This is a genomic window from Pelagivirga sediminicola, assembly GCF_003072125.1.
Taxonomy (GTDB): domain Bacteria; phylum Pseudomonadota; class Alphaproteobacteria; order Rhodobacterales; family Rhodobacteraceae; genus Roseovarius; species Roseovarius sediminicola.
In genome coordinates this window covers 1-24,276 of sequence record NZ_QCYH01000019.1, presented here as the reverse complement: position 1 = coordinate 24,276, position 24,276 = coordinate 1, and the positions used below count along the sequence as shown (strand labels likewise).

Here is a 24,276-nt window from a genome sequence, read left to right as displayed (position 1 = left end):
GCGCTGAATTGCGGATGGCTGGCTCCACGGTATATCAACTCAATCCATAGCGCTATATATAACGATAGACAAAACGATATAATTACGGTAAATATTTGGAACAACGGCGCACTTATACGTCGCAAGCGACGGGCGTTGCTTGGCATCGCCGCACAAAAAGTCGGGTTTGGCGGTAGATGCATGACTGAAGCGGGTGCGAGCGATCCGCGACGAACCTATGCGCGCCGGAAAGGAGACGGGACGTGGCGATCTACCATCTTTCTGCGCAGATCGTCGGCAAGGGGGGCGGACGGTCTGCTGTTGCCGCGGCCGCCTATCGGCATTGCGCCAGGATGGAACGCGATGAGACCGCCGAAGAGATCGACTATTCCCGCAAATCCGGCAATGCGCATTCGGAATTCGCACTGCCAGAGAACGCGCCAGCGTGGTTGGTGGAATTTGCGGACCAGTATTCGCCGCCAGAGACAAGTGCGTTTTTCTGGAACGCTGTTGAAGCCAAAGAGGCGCGCAAAGACGGGCAGTTGATGCGCGAGATCGTCCTGGCGCTGCCGGTCGAGCTGAGTACGGAACAGAGCATCGAGTTGGTGCGGGACTTCGTCGCGCGCGAGTTGTCGGCGCATGGCATCGCCGCGGACTGGGCCTATCATGACATCGAGGACAATCCGCATGTGCACCTGATGACGGCGCTGCGACCGGTGACGGATGCGGGGTTTGGGGCCAAGCGCGTGCCGGTCCTCGGCGATGATGGCGTGCCGCTCAGGGGCAAGGATGGCAAAATCCGATATGAACAGTTCGCCGGCGGGCTGGAGCGGTTGCGGGAGATGCGCATGGCCTGGGCCGAGACCCAGAACCACCATCTCGCGAAACACGGGTTTGACATCCGCGTCGATCATCGCTCGTTCGAAGCGCTCGGCATTGATGCGGTGCCGAGTAAGCATCGCGGGACAGCGTCCGACAATATGGATGCGCGTGGTGACGTGTCGGAACTGGCGGAGAAGGCGAAGCTCGCGGCGCGGGAAAACTATCTGCGCTACGCAGAGGACCCGACGCTGATCCTCACAAAGATCACCACGCAGAAGGCGGTGTTCACCCGCCATGACATCGCGCGCGAGATCCACAGGACGGAGTGCTCCACAGCCGAGTTCCAGTCGCTGTTTTATCATGTTGGGGCGCATGAGGAACTGGTGGCCGTCGCGGCCCCCGCCTTCGATCCGTTCACAGGGGACGCCACAAGCGAGGCGCTATTCTCGACGCGCACGATGGTTGAACTTGAACATCGGATGGTCCAGAATGTCGACGGCTTGGCACGCAGAATGGCTGCTCCAATTGCCGACGCTGATCTCGACACAGCCTACAAGGTGTTCGAGATGAAGCGCGGGTTCGACCTTACCGATCAGCAAAGAATGGTTGTGCGGCACCTGACTGGCGAGACAGGGGCGGCGGCCCTTGTCGGCTATGCCGGTGCGGGCAAGTCGACCGCGACCGAGGCGACACGCATCGCCTTCGAGCACCAGGGCTATACGGTCGTTGGTGGCGCATTGGCCGGAATCGCTTCCGACAATCTGCGCTCGGAGGCGGGCATCGAGAGCCGGACCCTGGCCTCATGGGAGTATCAATGGGCGAAGGGCGATCTGCTGCCGACTGAGAAGACCGTGTTCGTGATGGACGAGGCCGGCATGGTGTCGTCGCGCCAGATGGAGAGCATCACGCGCACATTGAACGAGGCAGGTGCGCGGATGATTGTGCTCGGCGATGCGCGGCAGTTGCAACCCATTCAGGCCGGTGCCGCCTTTCGCGCCTTTGTCGATGTGACCGGATACTGCGAACTCGACAGCGTCGTGCGCCAGCATGAGCCGTGGATGCGCGACGCGGCGATCGCGTTCGGATCGGGCAGGACGCAGGAGGGCGTCGCAGCCTATCTGGACCGTGACAGGCTCGACTGGGCCGAGAGCCGGGAAGAGGCGCGCGCGAGTCTGATTCGGGACTGGTTGCCGTACCATCAGGCTTCGGCCGGCGTCACCGTCATGGCGCATCGAAACAAGGATGTGATCGCCCTCAATGTTGACGCACGCGAAGCCTTGAAGGGGAGAGATGCGCTTGGGGAGGACCACATCTTCGCCTCGGAGCGTGGCGAAAAACCGTTTGCAGTCGGCGATCAGATCCTGTTCCTCAAAAACGAACGCAGCCTCGGTGTCTTCAACGGCTCGACGGGTCAGGTGGTCGAGGCCGACAGAAATCGGCTGACCGTTCTGGTCGAAGGCCATGCCGACCCGATCATCCTGCGGGCCAACGAGTACAACCAGATCGACTACGGCTATGCGCGCACGATCCACAAGGAGCAGGGCAACACGGTTGATCGCGCCTTCGTCTATCTGTCACCGAGCATGGACGCGCAGTTGTCCTATGTGGCGCTGACCCGGCATCGCGATGACGTCACGCTCTATGCGGCGCGAGAGGATTTCCGCAGCCAGGGTGAGCTGGTCGAGCTGATGATCCGCGACCGTTTGCAGGATTCCACCGCGCTCTATCGCGACCGGCTCGACTATCGCGAAGTCGTGCGTGGGTTTGCCGAACGGCGCGGGTTCCCGACCACGCGGATCATTGCAGAGTTCGTCAAATCCAATCTTCACTATCTGCGCGAGCGACTCGACAGGCTGGCGGCACGGTTTGATCGTCTGCGTCACCCGGCACCGGAGCGCGAACAGGTCCGATTGTCGGATCGGGATGGGGGCCGTAAGGAGGTGGTGCGGCGCGTGCTTCCGGCGTCCCGGCCGCCCAAAATGTCCGTGCATCTGCAGCACTCCGTCAACCGCCTGTCTCACAATCTCGCCTCGGAAACCATTCGCGGTCGACAGGCGCGGGCGTTCGAGCGCTCTGCGCATTATGAGCTCAACCTCGCGCTGTCGGCAGAAGAGTTGCGGTCATTCAACGCCGATCTTCGGTCGGTCTTTCCAAAGAATGCGATCCTTACCCACGGCTTTCATCAGCCGAATGAGAACGCACCGGTTCTGGATGGATTGTCGGACGGTTGGACGCAGTTCGCGCGGGATAACTGGCCCGAGGTGTTCGCCGCGCAATGGGCAGAAACACGCGCCGAGTTGCAGCCGTTGACGGAGCGCAGCAGGCCCTGGGATGTCGGACGGGCAGCGGCATTCACAGAAGGGCCGGATCGCACGCCGAAGAGAGTTCAAGAAAATGATCCGGCATCAAACCGAGTGAGGTCTACCATGCAGACAGCAAAACCTCTGATCGATGCCGTTCCCGATTTGCCGCCATTGGAGGACCGAGAGATACGCACCCACGCCGCGAAGGACATTTCCGCTCGGCCGACCCTGGCGACGGCGAAAGACATCGCCGGACGGATCTATATCGAACCCGACCACGCCATTGAGCGGATGATGGCGCAGTACGGTGAGCGCGGGGACGCCAGAGCGTTGATCTCAGAAGTCGAACGGTCGCCGTCAAATTTTGGCGACCTACGCGGCACGACTCGTCTCGGGATCGCCAACGGGGACCGTCGCTCAGCACTCGAGCAGGTGCCGATGATGGCCCGGCAGATGGATGCTCATTTGGCAGTGCTGGACAGGATCAAGGAGCGGCGCAAAGAGCAGCATGAAGCACAGCGTATTGCCATGCGGAAACCGCTGCCAGACCTGTCGCGGGAGACCGGAGTGTTTCTCGATCAAATGGCTCAGGTGCACAGGATGCCGTCAGGCGCCGAGAAGGAAGACCGGACGCGCCTGCTGCTGACGGATAAGGCGTCGGTTCAGGAGGTCGTGCGGTTCCGACGGGCCCTTACCGAACGCTACGGCGAAGGCAGTGACGCGATCCGGAACGGCATCGCGCAGGACCCGGCGCTGACGGCACGGTCTGCCGCGGAGCGAGAACTTGTTCAGACCCGCGTCAATGTGGTCGCGCAGGCCATCCCGGTTCTCGGTCAGATGCGCGCACAAATCCGCCAGCTGGATCGCGCGCCAGAGCTTGGTAAGGACAATTCGCGAGGCATTGAGCGTTAGGAGGGCTGTCTGCCGCGAGGGTTCAGACCCAGCTGATGGGTTTGAGGCCGGTCTCGTCGACGACCTGATGTATCCGCCGCAACAGCTGGGAACAAAGCGGGTCAGCGTTGCCGCGCACGTTCGTGGATGCGAGCAGGCCGCGGTGATGGGCGACGGCGCGACAGATCCCCTCTTGGGTCATCTGGTCGTGGCCGGACAGTAGCCCGATGAGGGGTGAGAGCCGGTTGTGGAGCGCTTGCGCATCAAGAAACCGGCCAGTCCGTGAAGCTTGGTAGAGGGCGGCCACCTCATGCGGTGCCATTAGCGCGAAGGGCGACAACACGCCATCAGCGCCTGTGTTGAGATTGTGGAACAACGTGCCCGTGGAGGCCGGCAGGCAGGCAAGCGGTCGGCTGATGGATTTCAGGGCGTAATAATCTTGATCATATTGCATGACGTCGTCGTCCGCACCCATGGTGAAGCCGAGGACGTTGCCGCAATGCCGGGCGAGATGGGCGATTTCTTCGATGGCGGCAGAGCCGCGGCGTTCCCCGCAGTCGAAGGCGATGATGACGGGAAGGGGCAGTCGATCCACAAGATCGACCAGTGTCTCAATCCGCTCATCGACCGAATGCCCTTCATGTCCCTTCTGCCAATCTACCAGGCTTCCGATCACCGCGTCGGCACCCGCGGCCTGACAAGACGCGGTCTCATCAAGGGCGGCGTCCGAGAGCGTGCCGACATGTGAGAGGAGTAGCTGGCCAGGATCCAGCCCCGTACGTGTCATGCGAATGGCGTCGGTGCGCTCGGAGGCAGATAAGGTTTCGCGTCTATGAAACGCCGTGTTCACTGCGATCCCGACGATGCCGTCGATCCGGGCAAAACGGCGAGCTTGGTCGGCGACGGCATGCGCCAAAATCGTCCCATCGTCGTCAAACGGCGTGAGTGTCGGCACGATAATGCCCCGCGACAGACCTGAAACCACCTCTTCAAGAGTTGACTGAGTGAGCTTTGTCATTGAACAGGCCTCCTCACATGGTCGGACGTCCCGGCAGCGATTTAAGTTTTTGACTGCTGACCTAAGCCACTGTAGCCTTCCTGGCCTTGCGAAACGGCATTTTGTGGGTCCCTTGGCGCAAGAAGGACGTGTGGGTCCACGCCGAGGACCAGCGCGATCTTCTCCAATATGTCGAGGGAAACTGAGTATTTTCCGTTTTCGACCTTGCCCATGTAGCCACGGTTGACCCGCGCGCGCAGAGCCAGATCTTCCTGGCTGATGCCAAGAGACCGTCTCAAGTCCTGAATGTTTTGCCCGACGCGGTCACGTAAGTCCATGGCCGACAAACGGCCATAATGGTTAGTATCTAACCACGCGATATACTAACCATTCGACGTTGATCACAATTTTTGGAAAATCGCTTTGCAGGCTTGCCAAGCCTCACAGATTAGCACTGACGGCTTGTATCGCAGACCGGAACGATTCCAATCGTTGCTATCATTCGTGTTTCGAAAAGTTAGAACGCTGTGTAGTTCAGACAAGCCTTCTAAGTTGCCGTTGCTTTCATCGTACTCGCACAACACTTCGGCGTGTCTGGGCGGCATGAATCTGAGGAATTGTGACGAAAGATTCCGAAAAAAAGCCGCATCTGTGCTACAAGGCGGTGCCGCTCTGGGGCTTATCAGCCGAGCGCTCTGGCTCAAATTCTCGGAACATTGTCAGACCGCTATGATAGTTAGAGATGATGTTCCAAAGAGATGGCTCGGTTCGTTTGAATGGTTTCGAGCTATTTCCTAAGTGGATTTCCCGCCCGGTTATGCCGCGACCGCGATTGATTGCGGCTTGATCTGGTATGCATGATCGGGCGTCTGGCAACGCGCCCAAGATAACATAGTCTATGCCGATTTAGCAGGCAATGGCATCTGCCGTCTATTGCGCGGTCAGGGCCATCACCACGATCGCGGCAATTGGTTAAGTATCACACCCCTTGCCGCCACCGGTACTACCAACAAAAAGCCGCTGCCGAGGATCGAGGCAAGAGGCGCGCTCATTGTCGGAACGATGTTCCGCGCCCGCCGTATACGGGCGGGGCTTTGTGAAAGTGGCTTCATTGGTCTGGCCTGTCTATCCATGGACGGGCCAACAGTGCATTCCGCAGCAGGTAAGGCGGTCAATTTGTGATTTTCCCGTCGCGGGAAAATAAAAATGCGCTACAGTAACGCAATGTCCCAAGGTGCGTCCTGATATCCACCAATGCAAAGTTTGGCTGGCCCCAGTCCGCGTGTCGATCCGGGGTATCGTCAAGACGCCATGAAAGGCCAGAGTAAGGAATGAGCGCACTTGCCCAATATGCGGTCTTGTTCGGCCTGACGCTTGGCTCGGTCGGCTTCGTCCTGTGCCTATATGCCCTTGTCCGTGCAATCGGTCGAACACGCGATGAGCCGGGCAAGGATGTACCTGCCACCGCCGGATCGCTGTCGCGCGATCCGGTCTGGGTGCGGTATCACGCCAAATACTACGGCTATGCCTTGTTGTTTCTGGCTTTCGATATGGAAATGGCCTTCATGTATCCTTGGGCTGTTGTCTACCGCGAGGAAGGGCTGGTGGCACTTCTGGATATGGGCGTGTTCCTCGCCATTCTGTTCCTCGGCCTGCTTTACGGCTGGAGCCAGGGCGCCTTGAGGCGACAGGAATGATCGGGGCGCGTCAGGGGCCGATGAGCGTTCTGCAACGGCTCGTTGCGGCAGCCATGTCGCGCGACATTCGCGGCTTTGTGGTGCCGGGGGCGGATGTGGCACGGGCGGCTGGGATTGACCTTGGCGGCGCCGGGCTGCATCTGAGCGCGACGCCGCGCCATGCCAATGTCCTTGTCGTCATCGCCGCCCTACCCGCCGATCTGGTTGATTCCGCCAGCATTGCTTATGGCCAGATGCCGCGCCCACGGGCCATTCTGGCTTTGGGTGCCGGTGATTTGGCACCGCTGCCTGATGCCGACGCGACCGGGCCGTTGACGCAAGCTGGTCTGGTCGCGGCAATGGCCGATCTACGCCGGATCATTGCGATGGGGTCGTTCCAGTCCGAAGTGGGCGATTTCGACGCCCCGGCGCTGCAGACCCGCACCCAATACACTTGCCCGATGCATCCCGAAGTGGTGGCGGACGAACCCGGCTCCTGCCCCAAATGCGGCATGTTTCTGGTGCCCGCCGAAGACGCAGAGGAACATTCCGGGCACGACCATGAAGCCCACGGCAAAGGGCACGAGAGCAAGGGTGACGACCAGGACGGTCATGGCGCACATGGAAATGGTGAGACTATAGAAGGTGTCGAGGCGCATTTCATGTCGATGGCGGATCTCACCCGTGACATGCCGGCCAGCAGCGACGGCCTGAAGATGGAGTGGATCGACGTCCCCTTCGGGCCGTTCTTCCCTGGGCTGCCCGGTGGGTTGCGGCTGGACCTGACACTGGACGGCGACGCAGTCGTGAGCAGCCGCGCCGACAGCGCAGTGGGTCCGCGCGAACTCCTCCACGACGACGCGACCCTACCCGACGCCTTTGCCGACCACCTCGCCGCGTTATCTCTCCTCAGTCCGGTGAGCTATCGTCTGCTGGCTTGTCTGGCGCTGGAGCGGGCAGCCGGGCAAAGCGTGGCATCCGACGTCGCCCGCGCCCGCATTGCCGCAGTCGAGCGCGAGAGACTGGCCAGTCACCTCGGCTGGCTGGCCGGGTTCGGAGCACAGTCGGGCTTTGCTTGGCTTGAGAACCACGCGACGGCATTGCAACTGAAACTGCGTGACGCGACGGTCATCGAAATGGCTGCACTGACCACAAAGATCACCGCATTTCTGACACGGGTTCAACGCACCCCGTTGCTGAATTCCAGGTTGAAGGGGATTGGCCGATTGGTGGGCGGCGATGCCCTGCCCGGCCTGGTCGCGCGCGCGAGCGGCATCGCCCGCGACGCACGCGCAGATGATCAGATTTATGCCCAACTCGGCTTTGCCGTTTTGACGGCGAAGAGTGGTGATGCGCTTGCACGGCTGGCGTTACGTTGCGGCGAAATTTCCCAGAGTCTTGAGTTAATTTCGCGTGCGGGCGCAATTTCGCTACCAGAATCGCAAGTCATCGGCACGGAATCAGGTACCGGCGAAGCCGTGGTCGAAACACCGCGCGGCGCAGCCCGACTAAGCCTGACATTGCACCAAGGCAAAGTTACGGCTGCCGATATGAGTACGCCGACGGCGGCGCATATCGCCTTGATCGCGACCGTTGCGGACGGGCGGGAGTTGGGCGATGCGCTTACCGGTATCGGATCGCTGGACATCAGCCCTTGGGAGGTGATGGCTTGACGGTATTAACTGTGTTATTGTCGCTCGCGGCTGGCGCCTATCTGATCGCCGTGCTGGAAGGCTGGGCGGTACATGGACGGTTGCAACCCGCGCGCCCGGTGATCTCGGCGCTGGCGCTTCTTGGGCGTGAATCGCTGCTGGCGCGCAAGCCTGACCGGCTGTTTTTTGAAGTTGGGCCGGTGCTCTTGCTGGTGGCCGGGCTTTTGGCGGTGGCGGTCATTCCGCTGGCACCGGGGCTCATTGTCACAGATCTGGCGACCGGGGCGCTGTTTTTGAACGCGGCTCTGGCCTACGTGCTGGTCGCGCTGATCATGGCCGGATGGGGTCCGAACGGCGCTTACGGTATGATTGGCGGTTGGCGGTTTCTGGGGCAGTTCGTGGCCTATGCGATGCTTGTCGTGATGCCGATCACGGCCGTTGCGCTGCGCGCGGAATCGCTCTCAACCGTGGATATCGTCATGTCACAATCCGCACTCTGGAACATCGCCTATCAGCCACTGGGATTCGCGTTGTTCATCGCCGCCGCGATGGGGCTGTGCTGGTTGCCACCGCTGGACCTGCCCACTGCGCCGGGCGATCTGGCTGGCGGAATCGAGGCCGAATACACTGGCGTACGTCTTGCCGTTCTGCGTCTGGCGCGCATGGTCGTCATCCTGGCGCTGGCGGGTGCGACAGTGACCTTCTACCTCGGCGGCTGGCTTGGCCCATGGTTGCCCGCTTGGGCGTGGAGCGGGATCAAGATCCTGATCGTCGCTGGCCTGATGGTCAGCACCGGGCGGCTGGTGCCGCGGGTCCGCGAAGCGCGTTATCTGGAACTGAGTTGGAAGCTCGGTATCCCTTTGGCCCTGATAAATATCTTCGTTGTTGGCGTCATTGCTTTGGTGGTTGAGATATGATCGTACCGATGATCTTTCTTGTATTCTTCGGTGGCGCTGCGGTTTGGTTCGGCGTCGTCGTGTTCCGCACCCATTCGATGGTGCGCTCGGCACTGGCGCTTTTGTTCTCGCAGACCGCCGTGGGTCTGATGTTTCTGGTCATGCAGGCCGAGTTTCTGGGCGTCCTGCAAATAATGATGATGGCCACCGAGATGAGCGTTATGGCGATCTTCATGGTGATGTTCATGATGGACCCGGGCGGCTTGGGTGCGATGGATATGACGCATCAAAAGCGTTTGTCGCTCTGGGCAGGGGGCATTGGCCTTGGTGCGGCGCTGGCGGTTATCTGGTTGGCAGATTGGGGCCCGGCAGGGACCGACATCCCGGGTGCGGCACAGCAGACCGAAGATCTGGGGCGCGAGTTGCTGGGCCGGTCGATGCTTATCTTCCAATCCGCCGGTCTGACGATCCTGACGGCGATGGTGGCGGCAACGATGGTCGCAATTGCTCCGGCGAAGGAACAGCCGAAATGATTTTTGAGTTGATGATTGCCCTGACCGTGGGCGCCGCGATGTTCGGCACCGGTCTTTACGGCGTACTGAGCCAGACCAATCTGGTGATGATCATCATGGGAGTGGAGCTGATTCTTGCGGCCGCACTGGTCAACTTGGTGGCTTTCTGGCGCTATCTGCACCCCGAGGAACCGGCGGCGCAGATGTTCGTGCTGATCATCATGGCGGTGATGGCGGTCGAGATGACGGTGGGCTTTGGCATCGCCATCGCTCGGTTCCGCTCACGCGGGTCGGTCGAGATGGAAGAAGCGCGCGAGTTGAAGGGATGAGTTTTCTGGCTCTCACGCTGTTGGCGCCGCTGCTGTCAGGCCTGACGATCCTCGCGCTACGCCGCGCGCCCGAAGCGCTGGCGCTGGCCGGTACCGTTCTGGGCCTGATCGGCGCTGTGGGGCTATTCATCGCGGCGTCCGACGGCACAGTGGAGGCAGTCTTGCCGGGCCTGCCCGACATGCCATTGCGGCTGGTGGCGACGCCATTAACGGCAGTGCTGGCGCTGGTCGTGGCCACAGTCGCAGTCTTCGTTTTAACCTATGCAACAGGTTACATGGCGGGAGACCCTGAAAAAGCGCGCTTTTTCGGCACAATGCTGCTGTTTGTGACCGCGATGCAGGGGCTGGTGCTGGCGGGTGACTGGATCATGCTGCTTGCCGCTTGGGAAATGATCGGCTTCGCCAGCTACTTGCTGATCGGCTTTTGGCATGGTCGCGCGGGCGTGGCCAGTGCCGCAACCCGGGCTTTCCTTTATACTCGCAGCGCCGATTTGGGACTTTACCTTGGCGCCTTCCTGCTCATCGGCGTGGCAGGAACGTCAGAGATTTCCGCGACGCTCGCGACCACAGGCGCGCCTGCGCTGATCGCCGGGTTGTTAATGCTGGTCGCAGCAATGGGTAAATCGGCGCAAGTACCATTACAGGACTGGCTACAACGCGCGATGGCCGGGCCGACGCCAGTGTCAGCGCTTTTGCACTCGGCCACTTTGGTAGCCGCGGGGGCGATCCTGTTGATCCGCACGGCGCCCATGATGCCCGGCGGTGCGCTGCTGGCCATCGGTATCGTTGGTGGCCTCACTGCGGTCATCACCGGACTGATTGCGCTGGCGGAGCGTGATCTGAAACGGCTGCTGGCGGCATCCACCGCAAGCCAGTACGGGCTGATGCTAGTGGCCATCGGTGCTGGCGTGCCGATTGCGGCACTGCTGCACCTGATTGCCCATGCAGCAATCAAGAGCTCCCTTTTTCTGGGCGCAGGTGTGTTTCAGCACGACCGCGAGGGCACCGGGCTGGATACGCTGGCGGGTGCCGGTCGAGCGCGTCCCGGCATCTTTACGGGCTTCGCCATCGCCGCGCTGGCGCTGGCGGGCATCCCGCCGCTGGCGGCTTTCTTTTCCAAGGATGCAATCATCGCTGCGGCACTTGCAAGCACCGCCGCACCGTGGCTTTTGCCGCTGGCATTGGCCGGTTCGGTGCTGACCGGGACTTATATGGGCCGGGCGCTGAATGTGCTCTGGACCGGCGAGGCTGGTCCCGCACGTACTCCGGTGCCGTTCATGGCCATCGGCATGGGCGTTCTGGTGGCGTTGGCCGCCGGGCTTGGTTTCAGCTTCGGTGCGCTTGAACATGTGCTGGGGGCCCAGATCGAAAAGCCCGGCTGGATCGTGCCGGCAATGGGGCTGGCCGTGGCCCTTGGCGGGCTGGCGCTTGGCTGGTTTATGGCGCCTGCGCGGCTGCTCGGTCCGCTACTAGCACCTGCGCAAAACGGCTTCACTGTCGCGGGAGGAATGGACGGATTGATCCTGCGACCCTCCCTGTCGATCGCCGCCGCCTGCGAGGCGTTCGAGCAGCGGCTGCTGGCCGCGCAGGTCGGGCTGATCCGCAATCTGGGCCTTGGCACCGCGCGCCTTGCGGACCGGGGCGACGATACGCTGTTCGCGTTCTCGATCTGGATCGGACAGCAGTCGCTGCGTCTTGGCCAAGACACAAGGTCCATAGACACAAACTTTATCGACGCTGCGATCTTCGGTCTGGTACGGCGTATCGTCGAAGCCGGTGCCCGCGCCCGCCACCTGCAAAGCGGATTGATCCATCGCGAATTGGCGCTGACAGTGATCGGCATTGGGCTGATCGTCATCGTGCTGCTGACCGCACCGCATTATTTCTGAGGAGCCACCCCAATGCCGCTACTGACCATTGCCACCTTCCTGCCGATTTTGGGCGGGCTGGCGTTGATAGCGTTGCCAGTCCGATCGGCCCGGGTGGCTCACGGTCTTTCGATCACGGTGACGGGGCTGGTCTTTTTGATCACGCTTGCAATCTGGTCGCGCGGAATCGTGCCGGGCGGCTTCGCGCAGGTAGAGGAAATCGCCTGGATCCCGGCCATCGGGGCCGCCTACCGCCTGGGGCTGGATGGGCTCAGCCTGCCGCTGGTGCTGCTCACGTCTCTGCTGTTCCTGCTGTCGGCAATCTATTCGGCGCGGATCAGCGAACGTGTGCCAAGCTACGTCGTACTGATGCTGATGCTGGAAACCGCCTCGCTCGGCAGCTTCATGGCCCTCGACGGGCTGCTCTTCTACGTCTTCTTCGAGGTTTCGCTGGTTGGAATGTATTTCATGATCGCGGGATGGGGCTATGAAGACCGGCAGCGCGCGGCGCTGATGTTCTTTCTCTACACGCTGCTCGGCTCACTGCCGCTGTTGCTCGCGATCATCGGACTGTATCTGAGCAGCGGCACGTTCGACATGCGGGCCTGGATCGACGCCCCTCCGCTTGCCGGTTTGGGCGCGATGCTGGCGTTGATTGCGATGCTGTTTACCTTCGCGGTCAAGATCCCGGCCTTTCCGGTACACACCTGGCTGCCTGCCGCACATGTCCAGGCGCCTACGGCGGGTAGCGTAATCCTGGCCGGGGTGATGCTGAAATTCGGGACCTATGGTCTCGTGCGGTTTGCGCTGCAAATGACGCCCGAAACGTTCACGCGGGCGGGTGTTGTGATCCTTGCCTTCGGGGTGTTCAGCGCGCTCTACGGTGCGTTTGCAGCGCTTGCGCAAAGCGATCTGAAGAAGATGATCGCCTATACGTCGGTGAACCACATGGGCTATGTGGTGATGGGCGTGGCTGTGGCGGCACTTGCGAGCGATCCGGCGATCCGGGTGGTTGCGCTCGATGGCGCGGCCTTGCAGATGATCAGCCACGGACTGGTCACTGGGGCGCTGTTCTTTCTTGTGGGCATGTTGCAAGACCGCGCCCACATCCGCGACATGGGTGATTTCGGCGGGTTGCTGGGCCGGGTGCCGTGGCTTGGATGGGCCTTCGTCGTGTCGGCCTTCGCCTCACTTGGCCTGCCGGGGCTGGCGCATTTCCCTGCGGAGTTTCAGATATTCCTCGCGACGCTCAACACACAGCCTTGGGCCGTGGTCGCGATTATCGCTATTGTTGTCACTGCCGGACTGTACTTGCGTGCCATCGCCGCAGTATTTTTGGGAGAGCCGAACGAGAAATGGGCCGCAATGCCCGATCTTGGCCGGCGCGAGATGCTGGTGATCGTGCCGCTGTTGTTCCTGACAGTCCTTGTTGGCGTTGCACCGTCGTGGCTGTTGAACATGATCCATACCACAATGGCGAGCCTGTCGTTCTGATGGGCCGAGATCTGCCCTTCCTGATCCCCGAGATACTGCTGTCGCTGGCGGTCGTGGCGATGCTCATTGCCGAAATGGTGCGGATGGCACGGCTGGCGCTTTGGTTCGGACTAGCCGGGCTGGCGGTGGCGACGCTCGCCACGCTGCCACTGCTGACCGCCGATACCACCGTTTTTGGCGGCACCTACCGGATCGACCTGCTCAGCGGCTGGGCCAAGCTGATATTGCTGCCCGGAACGGCAATGGCGTTGTTGCTGGCGCGGGCAGAAATCGCGGGGCAGCAGCGTGAAGGCAGCGTCTATTCGCTTCTCTGCCTTGTCACGCTAGGCGCGTTGATGCTGGCGGGCAGTGGCGACATGATGCTGCTCGTGTTGGGCGTGGTGCTGACCGGGTTGGGGTCGTTTGCGCTTGTAGCCTATCCGCGCGACGACGCCGCGACCGAGGCAGGGATGAAATACCTCGTCTTCGGCGCGGTGACCGGGTCGGTGATGATCTACGGGCTGACGTTCTGGTTCGGTGGCGCGGGATCGACGCTGTTCTCAGACCTCGGCGCACTGGAGGACAAGCCCCTGATCGCCATCGCGGGGTTGACCGCAGTGATCGTGGGCCTCGGCTACAAGGCGTCACTGGTGCCATTCCACTTTTGGGCGCCCGATGCCTATGATGGCGCTCCCGTTTCCGTGGCCGCCTATCTGTCGGTCATCACCAAAGTTGCGGCGCTTTTTGCCTTTGCGCAGGTGCTGCGCGATCTGCCGGTTGAGAGTAACTGGCCTCTGGTGATCGCAATGATCTCGGCTGTGACCATGACCTACGGCTATCTGACTGCGCTGGTGCAGACCAATCTGGTGCGGCTGATCGCCTATTCCTCGATCGCGCAAACGGGCTATTTTCTGATGGGCATTGTGGCGCTCGGGACCAGCGCATTTGCGATACCCGGGCTGATCGTTCTGGGCGCCGCCTATGTCGCGATGAACCTCGGCGCTTTTGCCATCATTCTGCTGGCCGGGCGGGGCCTTGACGATATCCGCGGGTTCGGGCGGCGACGCCCGGCGGCAGGGGTGGCGATGGTGGTGTTTCTGCTGTCATTGACAGGCATCCCGCCGCTATTCGGGTTCGTCGGTAAGGTCTACCTGTTCGGAGCGGCTATTGACGCTGGTTATCTCTGGCTTGCAGTGATCGGCATCCTCAACTCGGTGTTGGCACTCGGTGTCTATCTGCGGATCGTGGTGCCGATGTATCAGTCTGCACCGGAGGCCACGAAGAGTTTCGATAAACCGTCGCCCCGTGCGCTCACTGCAGTCATCGGCGTGACTGCGGTTTTGACGCTCTGCATGGGACTTCTGGCGGGTTTACTGCCGGGCTAAGATCCGAAATCGCGGGCACCTAGCGCCCGCTGCTGGCCAGTATTTCACCTATAGGGCACCTCTAAAAATTGCCCAGACCTTGGCGATGCATTACAAAACGGGGATGAACTGACATTGGGCGATGTAGTGTTGGCGCCGCCGGGTTTCTTTGATCTTTCCGACCGCTACGCAAATTTGGACGTGAAAAAGGACCCGCTGCTTGAGATTATCGCCATGGTGCCATGGAAGGAGTTTCGGCCTTTGCTGGAGCGGGTCTGGCGCAAGCCGGATGCAGACAGCAAGTCCCGCGCAGGGCGCAAGCTGATGGACGCGGTGCTGATGTTCAAGACGCTGGTCTTGAGCGCGCTTTACAATCTTTCCGACGACCAGATCGAGTATCAGGTCCGTGACCGGCTGTCCTTCATGAAGTTTCTGGGGCTTGGCTTTGAGGACCGAGTGCCGGATGCCAAGACGGTGTGGCTGTATCGCGAGTCGCTGGCGCAGACGGGCCAGGTGGAGGGGCTCTTCCACCAGTTTGACGGGCATCTGGCGCGGCAGGGCTATATCGCCCGGGGGCGGGCAGATACTGGATGGTGAGGCATTGTAACGCCATTGGTCCGAGAGACAATGGCGAACGATTGTGCCGGTGCCGCGCAACCACAACACGCGTGACGAAAACGCATCCATCAAGAAGAGAGGTGGCTCGGGAAAACTGAACATCCGGGATAAGTGGATTTTCCGCGCAACAGCAGCATGATGCTGCAAGCAAGGAGAGAACCATGACAAGACGACCACGCCGGAACCACAGCCCGGCATTCAAGGCGAAAGTGGCTGTTGCCGCAATCAAGGGTGAGAAGACGCTGATCGAGCTGGCGCAGGATTTCGACGTCCACCCGAACCAGATCAAGCAATGGCGAGATCAACTTCTTGAAGGCGCCACGGGCGTTTTCGGAGCCGCGATAAAGTCGGATGCAGAACCGGCAATCGACGTGAAGACCCTGCATGCGAAGATCGGGGAGCTGGCGCTGGAGAACGATTTTTTGTCCGGCGCGCTCGGCAAGGCGGGTCTGTTTCCGAGCGCAAAAAGATGATCGATCACACCGCGAGGCTCAGCGTCAGCCGTCAGGCCATCGTTCTGGGGATCAGCCGGGGCAGTGTCTATTACCAGCCCCGGCCAGTGGCCGATGCCGACCTGAAGCTGATGCACCGGATCGACAAGCTGCACATGGAGTTCCCGTTCGCGGGCAGCCGGATGTTGCGGGGGCTGCTGGTGCAGGAAGGATTCAAGGTCGGGCGGCTGCATGTCGCCACGCTGATGAAACGGATGGGCATCGAGGCGCTGTATCGCAAGCCCAACACCTCGAAACCGGCGCCGGGGCACAAGATCTACCCCTACCTGCTGCGGAAACTGCCGATCACCCGGCCCAATCAGGTCTGGGCGATGGACATCACCTACATTCCCATGGCCCGAGGGTTCATCTACTTGGCCGCCGTGCTGGACTGGTTCACGCGCCGGGTTTTAGCATGGCGGGTATCGATCACGCTGGAAGCCGATTTCTGCATCGAAGCCGTCGAGGAGGCGTTGGTGCGCCACGGCAACCCCGATATCTTCAATACGGATCAGGGCAGCCAATTCACCTCGACCGAGTTCATCAAGGTGCTGGCGAGCCGGGAGATCAAAATCAGCATGGATGGCAAAGGGGCCTGGCGCGACAACGTCTTCGTCGAACGGCTCTGGCGGAGCATCAAATACGAGGAGGTCTACCTGCACGCCTACGCCAGCGTCCCGGAGGCCCGTGCCTCCATCGGCCGCTATCTCGGCTTCTACAACAGCCGACGCCCCCATTCATCGCTTGACGGGAAAACCCCCGATCAGGCTTACTTCAACATGCCCCGGCCCCAAGCGGTCGCGGCATAACCAAGGCGGAAAACCACTTACGAAACGCTCGGAAACTGCTCAGACAAACCGAGCCAGCTCTTTCGATATTGCTCATCCCACTCATAAACCAGCGGAGAGGTTGTCAACCCGTCCAACCAATGGGCGTGCGGCATGAGATAGTGCTTCACGCTGCCTAGTCATCACTGCTGTCTCGTGAAGCGGCCGCGAGTTGACGCCAGCGGCCCCAACGAGGGATGAACATTGGCACCTGCCGCTGATAGGCGCGGTAGGCTTCGCCAAACTGCTGGAGTACCTGCTGTTCCTCACGCAGAGCCAGCCATGTGTAGACAAGCACGATCACCGGAAAAAAGCCGACCGAGAAAAGCGTCGGCCAATGCACCACGCCTTCTCCGAACAGAGCAATAAACAGACCTGTGTACTGCGGATGCCGCACATACGCATACAAACCGTCTGTCACCAGACGGTTTTCGCCTCGTGCCTTGTGGACCTGACGCCACCCCTGAATAAAGAGACCTATCCCGATAAAGCCGAGCGCATAGCCTAGCAGCATTGAGATTAGCATGCCGGTTTCGCCGAACCCTACCAGGGTCGACCAAAGACTGGCGCTGACATATTCGCTATCCAAACCGAAGAAGCGCACCAACAGATAGATAGTGAGCGGAAAGCCGTACATTTCCGCATAAAGCGCGATGATAAAGGCCTGAACCACCCCGGCGCCGACCCATTCCCGCCAGTTCTTCGGCGCGAAATAACGATAGAAGAACCAAGACACCAAGACGATAACGATCAGTGTGATGCCCCAGGCTCCAGCGTGGTTAAACGATTCATTCATGGTTTGATCCATCTATATCCCGGCCGAATGTTGGCATCCCATGCAACTCGCCGCCTTCGGTAAATCTGCGCAAAACAGAGACGTCTTTCGGCGACAGTTCCGGTACGTTACCCACATCCGCATCCACCGCGTAAAATGCGGGCCTGGGCTGAGCGACTGCTATGGCGGTCGTCATTAGCAACGCCGAGGTTGCGGCCGTGATTTCTCTGAACATCAGAATAGGTCCTTTGATCTGCTTGTAGGATTTCTGTGTGGGCACATAACCCTCGCCAAAGCTGTGATTTCAGCCCGCCGATGAGCGGCCCAGCCTGCAAGAAAGAGGGACATGCCAAATGCGAGGATAAACGGAATAAGTGTCATGTTGGGTCTCCTTGAATCTCATAGCCTTGTGCAAATGATCGAGCTTGGACGGATCAATGCCCGCCACAGCAACCTTTGGATCGAACACCAGCACTCTCCTTAACCGAAGCACCCTGCCCCTCTGCCACAGCGGGTTTGCGAATTTCATCGGCGGTACTTTTCGGCGCATCCACGGCCGACTCGCAGCAACAGCCACCTTGTTTCTGTTCAGGTATTGCGGTTTGTGTGTTCGCCTTCGCGCACATGTTCATATCCTCCATCAGGAATTGACTTCTATAGAGTTAAGACGCGCCGGGCGGCCCAGCATTACAGACAGCAAGCAGCTCAGGTTTTTGCATCGCCGTTCAACTGGCAACCGCAGCCCGCAACGCCGTGCTGTCGGCAAATCATGTGCATCTCGCCAATCCGATCCTTCAGGCCTTGCCGCCCGAGGGCAAGATGCATGGTCACCTCGTTCAGGCTGAGCCCATGTTTGTCAGCAACCGATTTGGGCACCGCCCCTTCCAAATCGATGGCGCGAACAACGTTTGCCTGTTGCGGTGGAAGCGTCGACAAGAGCAAGTCGAGGCAGTCGCATATCAGCGCTCCTAGCTCCTCGTCGCGAATTGGATCTGCATTGCTCGGTGATTTCACGAGCATGTTCCGCAGACAGAGCTGCAATGATGCTTTCTCCGCGAAGGTGCTCTGCTCGTTAAAGCATCAGCGCTCTTGAAACCATGCCGCCCTGCCCGTCTGAGGGCCGCAGGACGCCCAATCGGCTGATCGTGCATATCAGCTTCACGACGGCTCTCGCCCGGTCCAGTCATTGACACCTCCCGATAAAAGCTGCTGTTGATCAAGAGACGCGCGGCATGAAAGATCCTTACATCTGGGGCATCAATTCCCTCTGAGGCGGGGACGACAAGGATCGTATATTGCGCGAATGGTTACAGTCACACTGCATAAACCGGCCTTCGCCGCAGACCGGGCAGAACTCGGCAATCTTTGTCTTCAATGCAGCTCGGCTTCGATGGACGCGGACACCCAAGGCGTTCAGACTCACCCCCAGATCAGCCGCAATCTCTTTGCGTGAATCGTCCCTCAAATCCAGACGCGTCAGCAATTCGGCTTGGGCAGGATCCAGCTTTCGCATCGCGGCAGAAACGCAACTGCAGGCGCGGCCATCGAAATCCTCTGTCTCCGGCGCCAGTATTTTGGCCTCGTTTGCATAGGCTTCTGCCCCTCGATTTCTCGTCGCCCGACGCCGATAATAGTCGGTCAGAGTGTGCCGCAAGGTGATGCCCATCCAGGCATCCAGTCGCTCGCCGCTCCTAATAGTGGCGTGGCTTTGCAGCACCTTGACGCAGAAATCCTGAAAAACATCTTCGGCATCCTGCGCAGAGCTGAGGCGTTTGCGAAGAAACCCGAGAAACTTGTTGCGGCCTTCGATGAGTTTTGCCTCGGTGTCACAACGCGAGACCTCTGGCATTGCGGGTCTTGGTTCAGCGAACATGTTTCGCTCCTTTCACATGGTTTCGTGCAGCACCGGAATCCGGTACTAGCGGTCAGACGTGTGAAAGGATTCGCGGCGGATGGAAGCGCATCTTTTCTGCCGCGGATGGTAGAAAATCCGTCTCTCGGGAGATCTCCGGCGCGCTATCGAAACGCGTCAAAGCCAAATCGTTGGTAGGCAGATTCACCAGAATGCAGCTGTGCCCGCTATGGCAGTTCCTGTCGGACCCGGGCTGCGCGGCGCGGTCAACGATCACGCCGCCGCCAGCCGCCGAAGCGACGGCAGGTTGCGCGGTTAAGTCGCGATGATTGATTTTTGGCGACACAGCCAACGCAGAGGCAAGAATGGCCGTGACTGCGGCAGCAACTGTCACCGCCCGCATCCAAATGGCCCAATTTCTCTGCATTGATCTGAACATGCTTCCGTTCTTTTCTTGTATTGCGTATTCAAGTATTAGCTTCTGATCGGTGGCTTTTCTTGATCTGGTTCAGATTTAAGGTCACGAGTGCCCAAGAGCGATACGCAGATCGCGGGCAACTTTGCTTGCTTTCTCACAGTGGCACTTGGAAATGACGCATTCCTTTCTGGGTTAAGCTGCACGGCGCGTTTTGTGCGCCGTGCATAAAAGTGTCTCTTTGTTCAGCGGTCGTTACCGGCATTCGGAGGCAGCGGGCTACTGTACTCTCTATCGCGTCCCGTCCTCATATCGCGCCGTTGCATGTTCCGGGGGTGGACATCGGCGTCGTTTGGGTTAACCTTTCCGTCAAGGAAAGCGCCGTTATGCCCGACGCTGCTTTTCGTCATTACTCCGGAGTTTGATCCGGCGCTCTGCGCACGAAATTCGTGATGGCCTGTTCTGTAACCCGAATCTGCCAAGGCAACGCCGCCTGCGAAAATGGCGCTGGCCAGTGCGAAGACGTGGATGATATTGCGTTTCATTATGAAGCTTCCTTCTGCTCTCGTTGTCGATGACCTCAAATTGAGCATTGCACAGGCATTCGCAATGGGCCTCGCAGGCGGCTTTGTAACGGCTTGTAACGTGGCGTCCCTATGATACTTTTCGTTACATTTTTCAGGCAAGTAGCAGATACATCTCACCGGAGAACCTATACTAACGCCATATGTCAGATGTGCCTCATATCCTTGTCGTTGACGACAGCCTTGAAATTCGAAACGCAGTGTCCCGTTATCTCGTGAAGAACGGGATGCGGGTGACGAAGGCTGAAAATGCGTCTGAAATGGATGCGGAATTGGCGAAAAGCCGATTCGATCTTATTGTGCTGGATGTCATGATGCCCGGAGAGGACGGACTTTCTGTCTGTCGGCGTCTATCCTCCAACGGCTCGATACCCATCCTGATGCTCACGGCCTTGGGAGAAGAGATGGACCGTATCGTCGGCCTCGAAGTCGGTGCGGATGATTATCTGGCCAAGCCTTTCAATCCGCGTGAATTGCTGGCGCGCATCAAGGCCATCGTCAGACGCTCGGCCCGGCCCGAAGTGTTTGGGGGAACATTGACTGGAAAGCGTATCAGGTTCGGGCACCAGATGCTGGATACCGACACCCGCGTTCTGGTAGATGACGAGGGTGTGGAAGCACAGCTCTCCGTGTCCGAATTCAAACTTCTGACCGTCCTTCTGGAGCGGCCGCGCCTTGTCCTGACGCGTGAGCAGCTTCTGGATCTGACTGCTGGGCGAACGCCCGGACTGTTTGATCGGACGATCGACAATCAGATCAGCAGGCTGCGGCGCAGCGTCGAAAAGGATCCGATGCGACCCAAGCTGATCACGACCGTGCGGGGCGAGGGATATTGCCTGTCTGCCGAAGTTGAGGACGCAAGCTGATGCGCAGATTTCTGGGAAGCTTGCGGGGCCAGTTGGTGCTGCTGATCATCGGTGCGCTGATGCTGGCGCAAGCGATCAGCCTGTGGCTCTTCGTGGACGAACGCGGCCTTGCAGTTCGCGCGGCCCTCGGGGCCGAAGCGGCGGGACGCGCTGCGAATGTCGCCCGTCTCATCGAGGAGGCGCCGCTGGAACTGCAGGCGTCGATCCTGCGCGCGGCTGACTCGCCTCTGGTGCGGTTTGATGTGACGTCCGAGCCGGCTGTCGATCATCTCGATCATGTCGACCGTGGCAGTGTCGAGGCCCGCATGCGCGCGCTTTTGGGGCCAAAGGACAATCGCCCGATCAGGGTCGAACTGCACGAGGCCGAGGGGACGCTGATGCCAATGTCCCATATCAACGCAGACGGCACCAATATGCATCTGCAAATGGTTCCTGGCGGGCTGCTGACGCTCGAGATGACCGTATCGGTGGGGCTGCAGGACGGGCGATGGCTGAACGTCGATACGCGGTTCAATCGCCCGCCGCTTCAGTGGCCGCTCGTCTCGACCCTTAGTTTCGGTATCACCGCCGCTCTGCTGCTGGTTGCTGCGATATGGTTTTTGTTGAGCCGTTTGACGGGGCCGCTGCGGCGCGTGGCGTCCGCCGCCGAAAGCTTTGGCAGGGGCGAAGCGCCGGGCACGCTGCCTGCAATGGGCCCGCGCGAAGTGCGCGATCTGACGGTGGCCTTCAACGATATGCAGGACCGCCTGACCCGCCACATTGCCGATCGCACCAGGGTTCTGGCGGCGCTGGGGCATGATCTGCGCTCACCGCTGACGGCGCTCCGCGTCCATGCCGAAATCGTCGACGACGAGGATATTCGCGTCAGCATGATCTCTTCTATCGAAGAGATGCAGGACATGGTCGAAAGGACCCTGGCCTTCGCGCGCGGCATGGCCACCTCAGAGGAAGCTCAGACGGTGGACATGCGCGACTTTCTTGAAAAACTGCAGCAGGACATGCACGGAGGTTTCGAGATTGGCGATGTTGGCCTAATACATGTCCGGCTGCGCCCAAATGCGATGCGCCGCGCCTTGCGCAACCTCATTGTGAATGCGCAGCGATACGGAGGGGGCGCCACCGTGTCTGCTCGGGGCGGCACGGAAACTGTGGCCATCGAAATTCTGGATAGCGGCCCCGGCATTCCCCAAGCCGAAATGGAGCGTGTCTTCGAGCCGTTCTTTCGGCTCGAGAGATCACGTTCGCGCAATACCGGCGGGACGGGGCTGGGCCTGTCGATCGCCCGGACGATTGCGCGTGCCCATGGGGGCGATGTTCGTCTGGAAAACCGGCCGGAAGGTGGGTTGATCGCGACTTTGGTTCTGCCCCGAAAGGGCAGCGACCAGAGTTGACTTGTCCCCCGGTTCGCATCCCGCAGGCCTGCGGGATGCACTCTTGTCATTGCGCCCGTTAGAACATGATGCGCGTGCCGACGACGACGGAGAACGCGTCCTTGTCCTCGCCCGCCGCGCGCAGCATGTCTGCGGTATCCCCGAAAGACCGCTCGTAATTGATGCCGACATAGGGCGACACGGCGCGGTCGATCAGGTCGTAGCTGACGCGCGCCCCGATCTCGAATGTCGGCCCGCCAGCGCCTTGATTGCGGGCGGCATCGTCCTTGAGAGGAAAGGTCATCTCGACGCTGGGCGTCAGGATCAGGCGGTTCGTCAGCAGCGCCTCATATTCCGCCTCGACCCGGAAGAACGGGTGATCCGACACATAGAGATCCGCGTCGATCTCGAACCATTGCGGTGCCAGTCCCTTGACGCCAAAGACGGCGTTGTAACGGTCCGGCGCCCCGTCCGGCGTGCTGGCCTGAATGCCGACGACCGCGTCAAAGAAGGTCGAGATCGGCATTTGCAGGCGCAGCTGGTTCTCCAACCCCTCAAAGTCACCCGAGGACTCGCCAACCTCGCCTTCGCTGCGCCAGACAAAGCGCAGCTCGTCCGACCCGGCAAGCGCGTCGAAATCCCAGACGAACGCGTCTTCGCCATCGTTGAACCGGTATTCGAGTTGCTCGGCTTGAAGGCCCCAGATGATCGGCTCGGCCGCCGCCGGCGTCCACGCCATGGACACCAGCACCGAACCGAGAGCGGGCAGGTAGATCGTTTTCATCGGTTCAATCCTTGTTTTGCTAACGCTGTTCATGCCGGGCCACCTTCGACGATTACCTTGCGGAACATGCCCGCTTCGGCGTGGTAGGACAGGTGGCAGTGGAAAGCCCATTGGCCCGTCGCATCGACCTCGGTTTCGGTATAGACGGTGGTACCGGGCGCGATGCTGACCGTGTGCTTGATCGGGTCCCACTTGCCCTTGCCGGTATCGAGGATCGACCACATGCCGTGCAGGTGCATCGGGTGTGACATCATCGTTTCGTTGACGAACTTGAAGCGGACACGCTCGCCGTATTTCAGGCGGATCGGCTCGGCATCATCCATTTTCACGCCGTTGATGGACCAGATGTAACGCTCCATGTTGCCGGTCAGGCGCAGCTCAATCGTGCGGGTCGCCGGGCGATCACGGTAAAGCGGCCGGAGTGCCTTCAGATCGTTGTAGGACAGGAACTTGCCGCCATTCGCCGCGCTTGGGATCAGACCGCTGCCCGGTGCGTAGAATTCGCCAATCTTGCTGTCACGCGCGCTGTGGTTCATGCCAGTCATGCCGCCGGACATGCCCATTTGGCTATGGTCTATCTCCTTCGTCTCGCTGGGCATGTCCATCTGGCTGTGGTCCAATTCCTTTGTGGTGCCGGACATGTCCATTTGGCTGTGATCGATTCCGTCCATGTCTCCGGACATATCCATCTGGCTGTGGTCCATGCCCTCGGGCATAGCGCTGCTTTGCGAGGACATCGTCATGGCATTATGGTCCATGGCACCCATTTCCATGCCACTCATGTCCATACCGTCCATCATGCCGCCCATGTCGGCCATGGTCAGCAGGGGTTGCGGGCGCATCCGCGGAACAAGGCCGGCATAGCCCTGCTTGGGCGACAGCGATCCGCGGACCATGGCCGTACGGCCCATGGATTCGGCAATGATGCCATA

At 60.2% G+C, this 24,276-nt stretch carries 22 protein-coding genes and 1 pseudogene; 13 read left to right on the top strand and 10 right to left on the bottom strand.

The window, feature by feature from the left end; all coding sequences use genetic code 11:
- Positions 1-242 precede the first annotated feature (242 nt).
- Positions 243-4,016 carry a Ti-type conjugative transfer relaxase TraA gene (traA, locus tag DC366_RS17745; protein WP_108693528.1) on the top strand — a complete coding sequence of 1,258 codons (3,774 nt, stop codon included), beginning with the start codon at positions 243-245 and terminating at the stop codon, positions 4,014-4,016.
- 22 nt (positions 4,017-4,038) lie between these two features.
- Here the strand turns inward: traA and DC366_RS17740 are convergent, their stop codons facing one another.
- Together DC366_RS17740 and DC366_RS17735 are read right to left on the bottom strand one after the other, a co-directional pair.
- Positions 4,039-5,013: a dihydrodipicolinate synthase family protein gene (locus DC366_RS17740; protein ID WP_108693527.1), complete on the bottom strand. Its 975-nt coding sequence runs from the start codon at positions 5,011-5,013 to the stop codon at positions 4,039-4,041.
- Between the two features lie 41 nt (positions 5,014-5,054).
- Complete coding sequence (locus tag DC366_RS17735; protein ID WP_108693526.1) at positions 5,055-5,330, bottom strand: helix-turn-helix domain-containing protein; 276 nt, start codon at positions 5,328-5,330, stop codon at positions 5,055-5,057.
- A gap of 993 nt (positions 5,331-6,323) precedes the next feature.
- On the opposite strand from DC366_RS17735, the gene DC366_RS17730 reads away from it, so the two are divergent.
- The 10 genes and pseudogenes from DC366_RS17730 (at position 6,324) to DC366_RS17680 (ending at position 16,680) form a co-directional block, all read left to right on the top strand.
- Positions 6,324-6,689, top strand: a complete 366-nt coding sequence (locus DC366_RS17730) for an NADH-quinone oxidoreductase subunit A (protein ID WP_108693525.1) — start codon at positions 6,324-6,326, stop codon at positions 6,687-6,689.
- Entirely contained in the window at positions 6,686-8,341 is a 1,656-nt protein-coding gene (locus tag DC366_RS20090) for an NADH-quinone oxidoreductase subunit D-related protein (RefSeq protein ID WP_207768767.1), read from the top strand. Before DC366_RS17730 ends, DC366_RS20090 begins: the two co-directional genes overlap by 4 nt.
- On the top strand, positions 8,323-9,237 hold the full coding sequence (locus tag DC366_RS17715) for a complex I subunit 1 family protein (protein WP_243405207.1): 915 nt from the start codon (positions 8,323-8,325) through the stop codon (positions 9,235-9,237). Before DC366_RS20090 ends, DC366_RS17715 begins: the two co-directional genes overlap by 19 nt.
- Before the next feature lie 8 nt (positions 9,238-9,245).
- Positions 9,246-9,749 (top strand): NADH-quinone oxidoreductase subunit J family protein, encoded by a 504-nt coding sequence (locus DC366_RS17710; RefSeq protein WP_243405206.1) that lies wholly within the window; start codon positions 9,246-9,248, stop codon positions 9,747-9,749.
- Positions 9,746-10,057: an NADH-quinone oxidoreductase subunit NuoK gene (gene nuoK / locus DC366_RS17705; RefSeq protein WP_108693522.1), complete on the top strand. Its 312-nt coding sequence runs from the start codon at positions 9,746-9,748 to the stop codon at positions 10,055-10,057. The genes DC366_RS17710 and nuoK overlap by 4 nt, the downstream gene beginning before the upstream one ends.
- Entirely contained in the window at positions 10,054-11,946 is a 1,893-nt protein-coding gene (locus DC366_RS17700; protein ID WP_108693521.1) for an NADH-quinone oxidoreductase subunit 5 family protein, read from the top strand. The genes nuoK and DC366_RS17700 overlap by 4 nt, the downstream gene beginning before the upstream one ends.
- A gap of 12 nt (positions 11,947-11,958) precedes the next feature.
- The gene (locus tag DC366_RS17695; protein ID WP_108693520.1) at positions 11,959-13,419 is read left to right on the top strand and encodes a complex I subunit 4 family protein; all 1,461 of its coding nucleotides are present in this window, start codon (positions 11,959-11,961) and stop codon (positions 13,417-13,419) included.
- Positions 13,419-14,783 carry an NADH-quinone oxidoreductase subunit N gene (locus DC366_RS17690; RefSeq protein WP_108693519.1) on the top strand — a complete coding sequence of 455 codons (1,365 nt, stop codon included), beginning with the start codon at positions 13,419-13,421 and terminating at the stop codon, positions 14,781-14,783. Before DC366_RS17695 ends, DC366_RS17690 begins: the two co-directional genes overlap by 1 nt.
- Positions 14,784-14,912: 129 nt before the next feature.
- Positions 14,913-15,453, top strand: a pseudogene (locus DC366_RS17685) (transposase); the annotation flags it as partial.
- 88 nt (positions 15,454-15,541) lie between these two features.
- A protein-coding gene (locus DC366_RS17680) for an IS3 family transposase (RefSeq protein WP_108693518.1) occupies positions 15,542-16,680 on the top strand; the annotation gives its coding sequence in 2 pieces (ribosomal slippage) (positions 15,542-15,805 and positions 15,808-16,680; 1,137 coding nt in all).
- Positions 16,681-16,834: 154 nt separating this feature from the next.
- On the opposite strand, the gene DC366_RS17675 is transcribed toward DC366_RS17680, so the two are convergent.
- From DC366_RS17675 to DC366_RS19725, 6 genes are all read right to left on the bottom strand, one after another.
- Positions 16,835-17,494, bottom strand: coding sequence for a methyltransferase family protein (locus DC366_RS17675; protein WP_108693543.1), 660 nt, complete (start codon positions 17,492-17,494; stop codon positions 16,835-16,837).
- On the bottom strand, positions 17,487-17,708 hold the full coding sequence (locus tag DC366_RS19730) for a hypothetical protein (RefSeq protein ID WP_133176239.1): 222 nt from the start codon (positions 17,706-17,708) through the stop codon (positions 17,487-17,489). Before DC366_RS19730 ends, DC366_RS17675 begins: the two co-directional genes overlap by 8 nt.
- 470 nt (positions 17,709-18,178) lie before the next feature.
- On the bottom strand, positions 18,179-18,487 hold the full coding sequence (locus DC366_RS17670) for a hypothetical protein (protein WP_133176238.1): 309 nt from the start codon (positions 18,485-18,487) through the stop codon (positions 18,179-18,181).
- 229 nt (positions 18,488-18,716) lie between these two features.
- On the bottom strand, positions 18,717-19,346 hold the full coding sequence (locus tag DC366_RS17665) for an RNA polymerase sigma factor (protein ID WP_108693516.1): 630 nt from the start codon (positions 19,344-19,346) through the stop codon (positions 18,717-18,719).
- Positions 19,347-19,398: 52 nt separating this feature from the next.
- Complete coding sequence (locus tag DC366_RS17660) at positions 19,399-19,764, bottom strand: hypothetical protein (RefSeq protein WP_108693515.1); 366 nt, start codon at positions 19,762-19,764, stop codon at positions 19,399-19,401.
- A 221-nt stretch (positions 19,765-19,985) separates the two neighbouring features.
- On the bottom strand, positions 19,986-20,285 hold the full coding sequence (locus tag DC366_RS19725) for a hypothetical protein (RefSeq protein ID WP_133176237.1): 300 nt from the start codon (positions 20,283-20,285) through the stop codon (positions 19,986-19,988).
- Between the two features lie 182 nt (positions 20,286-20,467).
- Between DC366_RS19725 and DC366_RS17655 the strand changes: the two genes are divergently transcribed.
- Positions 20,468-21,190: a response regulator gene (locus DC366_RS17655; RefSeq protein WP_108693514.1), complete on the top strand. Its 723-nt coding sequence runs from the start codon at positions 20,468-20,470 to the stop codon at positions 21,188-21,190.
- Positions 21,190-22,581 (top strand): ATP-binding protein, encoded by a 1,392-nt coding sequence (locus DC366_RS17650; RefSeq protein ID WP_108693513.1) that lies wholly within the window; start codon positions 21,190-21,192, stop codon positions 22,579-22,581. The genes DC366_RS17655 and DC366_RS17650 overlap by 1 nt, the downstream gene beginning before the upstream one ends.
- Before the next feature lie 58 nt (positions 22,582-22,639).
- Here the strand turns inward: DC366_RS17650 and DC366_RS17645 are convergent, their stop codons facing one another.
- Both DC366_RS17645 and DC366_RS17640 read right to left on the bottom strand, forming a co-directional pair.
- Positions 22,640-23,344: a copper resistance protein B gene (locus tag DC366_RS17645; protein WP_165802955.1), complete on the bottom strand. Its 705-nt coding sequence runs from the start codon at positions 23,342-23,344 to the stop codon at positions 22,640-22,642.
- 29 nt (positions 23,345-23,373) lie between these two features.
- A partial coding sequence (locus DC366_RS17640) for a multicopper oxidase domain-containing protein (protein WP_165802954.1) occupies positions 23,374-24,276 on the bottom strand: 903 nt, incomplete at its 5' end.